Here is a 3,752-nt window from a genome sequence, read left to right on the forward strand (position 1 = left end):
TAACTCAGTCCCGAACAGGTATGCGCCTACCTGCGCAAACACCACGGGATCACGCTCCATCACAGCACCGTTTACCGCTACCTCCGCCAAGACAAAAGCAACAGCGGCACTTTGTGGCAACACCTCAGAATATGCAGCAAACCCTACCGCAAACGCTACGGCAGCACATGGACCGGAGGCAAAGTGCCCAACCGCGTCGGCATAGAAAACCGACCCGCCATCGTCGACCAAAAATCCCGCATCGGCGATTGGGAGGCCGACACCATCGTCGGCAAAGGACAGAAAAGCGCATTATTGACCTTGGTCGAACGCGTTACCCGCTACACCATCATCTGCAAATTGGATAACTTAAAGGCCGAAGACACTGCCCCGGCAGTCATTAGGGTATTAAGGGCACATAAAGCCAGAGTCCACACCATCACCATGGATAACGGCAAAGAGTTCTACCAGCACACCAAAATAGCCAAAGCATTGAAGGCGGAAACCTATTTTTGCCGCCCTTACCATTCGTGGGAGAAAGGTCTGAATGAGAACACCAACGGACTCATCCGACAATATTTCCCCAAGCAAACCGATTTCCGAAATATCAGTGATCGGGAGATACGCAGGGTTCAAGATGAGTTGAACCACCGGCCAAGAAAAACACTTGGCTACGAAACGCCAAGTGTTTTATTCTTGAAGCTGTTCAAACCACTGATACACTAGTGTTGCACTTGAAATCCGAATCCAAGGTCGTCTGAAAAGGTTGCGGGCTGCAATACTGTCTTAGTATGCGTTGTGAGAACGCTCTTTATTGGAAACGACTGCATTGCTGGCGCACTATGCCGACTACGTCCCCGCCAAATAGCGCGTTCACGTCCGTTAAGGTTTCAGGATGTTTGGATAAATCTTAGGTGTTCTCTTGAGATGTAGGAATAGGGTGAAATTCTGTTGGAGTTAATTTTGCAAAGACCTCTACCTTATTTATAGGCAACCGCTTATTGATACCGAAGCAGGGATTATTCTATTGCTGCGTGTGTTTTCGCTTGGTCAATTTTTTCGAGTTTGGCGGAAACGCGGTTCCATACTTCTTCCAGAGGAATGGCTTTCAGGAGGCGTTCGGGACTGTCGGTATTGATGCTGTCGGGGTGGGGAAGCTCGGTATAATCGCCCGCCCATATCACTTCGGCATTGAGCGAGTAAGGATGCCATATGCCCAACCAAGTCGCGCCGAATAGGGCGATTTGCGGTTTGTCGAGCGCGGCGGCGATGTGCATGGGAACGGAATCGACGCCGATAAACAGTTTGGCGCGGTCTATCGCGGCGGCAAGTTCGCGCAAGGTCAGGGAGCCGGACAATACCCACACTTTGCTGCCTTCCGGTATTTTCAGACGACCTAAGATGGCTTCGATCATGTCGTGTTCGACGGGACTGGGGGAGGCGGTCAGGACGACGTTGTGTCCGTGGTTCAACAGAAGCTGGACGAGAGCGGCGTTTTTGCCGTCTTCCCAGCATTTAAACAGCCAACGCGCGCCTGGATGCAGTAAGACGTAGTCTTCGCCTTGCCAGCCTTGTTCGCGCAATTTTTGTTCCATGCTGTTGCGGACATCAGGGGCAATGCTCATGCGGACTTTGGCGTTTGAAAGATCTTCCGGACGGATAAGCGGAGGCAGGATGCCCAGATGGGTTTCGACGATATGTTTGGTCGTGCCCATATCGGGGTTGAGAAAGTCGTGACACCAGCGCCATGCGGCGTTGTCGCGTTTGATGCAGTTGAAGCCGACGCTGCATTTTGAGCAGAATTTGGCAATGATGGCGGCACGCCATTGGTCGGAGAGGTTGAATGCCCAATCGTATTGACGCGCTTTCAGTTGGCGGAAGAGGTCTTTTTCGTGTTTGAATTGTTTGCCCATGCCTTGCTTTTTCCATTGGCGGTCAATGGTGAAAATTTGGGCGATTTGGGGATTGTCGCGGATGATGTCGGCGGTTTCCTGATAAACCAGCATATCGACTTCGCACTCGGGAAAATGTTGTTTGATTGCATCGACGACCGGCGTACTGAGCAATACGTCACCATGATGGCGCAGTTTGATGACGAGGATACGTTTGGGTTGTGCAAGTGACATACGGTACTTTCAGACGACCTGGTTCAAGAATGGCTCTCAATTGTAAAACGGAACGCAAGGTTTGGAAAACTGTTTCTGTACAAACGGTTTCGAGGGTGAATGAGCGCAACCGGTTTGCTTTGATTTTCTTAAAAAATATTGATTTAGGATGGGCGGTGTATGCAAAATATTTTGATATCGCGGAAGATTGTTCCATCCTGAAAACGCCTGCGGGCTAATCGGCTGCCTGACAGGGTTGTGGCTGGAACGAGACCGATTCACTATAATAGCCCAAGTCGCAGGCAGGATTGGTGTTCCAATAAGGTTTTACAGGTTTGGAAGCAAATCATAGTCTTCGGCACGTTTTCAGACGACCTTTCCTTTATCTACCGCCTTACACATCCGCCATGACACTAAACGCCCCGCTCCAACACATTACCCTTATCGGCGTCGGACTGATAGGCGGCTCTTTCGTTCTGGACCTCAAACGATTGGGACGGGTGCAAACCGTGACCGGCATTGATCTCGACCGCGACAATCTCGACCGTGCGCTTGAGCGTCGGGTGATTGATAAAGCGTTTACGGAAATCAACACCGAAAGCATCAGCCATGCCGATTTGGTGTTGATTGCCACGCCGGTTTCCACGCTGCCGACCATCTGCCAAGCCATTGCGCCGCTGCTTGCGCCCAGGGCTTATGTGTCCGATGTGGGCAGCACCAAGCGGACAGCCATCGCCGCTTTCCGCCAATATCTGCCCGAGCGGATTTCACACTGTATCGCCGCGCACCCCATCGCAGGCTCCGACCGCAGCGGCGCGTTGGCGGCGCAATTCGGGTTGTATCAAGATAAAAAACTGATTATTACCACACACGGACAAGAGCGCCCTGAAGGCATCGCCCTGATAAAAAGCCTGTGGCAGGCGGTCGGCGCGCAGACGTTTGAAATGAGCGCGGAAGAACACGATGCCGTGTTTGCCGCGGTTTCTCATATGCCGCATTTGACCGCTTTTGCCTATGTCCATCAAATCGCCGACCATCCGGACGGACAGGAATATTTGAAATTTGCCGCCAGCGGTTTCCGAGACTTTACCCGCATCGCTTCCAGCCATCCCGCCATTTGGACGGACATCTGCCTGGACAATAAAAACAGCCTGATCAAGCTGATTGCCGGACTGCACGACCAGCTTTCCGAGCTGGAGCGTATCCTCGAACAAGAAAACCGCGACGCGTTATACCGTTATTTTGAAGAAGCCAAACAAACCCGCGATGACTGGTTGGGCAGCCAATAGCGGGTTGAATATCCAGCCTTGCCTTGCAACTGACTCTCTCCAACAAGCAAAAAGGTCGTCTGAAAATCAGTTTTCAGACGACCTTTTGTTGATTTCAGGCAGGCTTGGATTCGGATTTCAAGTGCAACACTAGTGTATCAGCGGTTTGAACAGATTCAAGAATAAAACACTTGGCGTTTCGTAGCCAAGTGTTTTCTTGGCCGGTGGTTCAACTCATCTTGAACCCTGCGTATCTCCCGATTGCTGATGTTTCGGAAATCGGTTTGTTTGGGGAAATATTGTCGGATGAGTCCGTTGGTGTTCTCATTCAGCCCTTTCTCCCAAGAATGGTAGAGGCGGCAAAAATAGGTTTTCGCTGCTAATGCTTTGGCTATTTTGG

The 3,752-nt window shown here is 51.2% G+C and carries 2 protein-coding genes and 2 pseudogenes; 2 read left to right on the forward strand and 2 right to left on the reverse strand.

From position 1 onward, the window contains the following. A pseudogene (locus tag AAG834_RS13525) lies at nt 1-705 on the forward strand (IS30 family transposase); the annotation flags it as partial. A gap of 293 nt (nt 706-998) precedes the next feature. Here the strand turns inward: AAG834_RS13525 and rfaQ are convergent. Further along, complete coding sequence (rfaQ, locus tag AAG834_RS13530) at nt 999-2,105, reverse strand: putative lipopolysaccharide heptosyltransferase III (RefSeq protein ID WP_342032428.1); 1,107 nt, start codon at nt 2,103-2,105, stop codon at nt 999-1,001. A 386-nt stretch (nt 2,106-2,491) separates the two neighbouring features. On the opposite strand from rfaQ, the gene AAG834_RS13535 reads away from it, so the two are divergent. Continuing rightward, on the forward strand, nt 2,492-3,373 hold the full coding sequence (locus tag AAG834_RS13535) for a prephenate dehydrogenase (protein ID WP_070512676.1): 882 nt from the start codon (nt 2,492-2,494) through the stop codon (nt 3,371-3,373). A 129-nt stretch (nt 3,374-3,502) separates the two neighbouring features. Here the strand turns inward: AAG834_RS13535 and AAG834_RS13540 are convergent. Next, nucleotides 3,503-3,752, reverse strand: a pseudogene (locus AAG834_RS13540) (IS30 family transposase); the annotation flags it as partial.

Origin of the sequence: Neisseria sp. Marseille-Q2251 (assembly GCF_940793045.1) — a bacterium.
Taxonomy (GTDB): Bacteria; Pseudomonadota; Gammaproteobacteria; order Burkholderiales; family Neisseriaceae; genus Neisseria.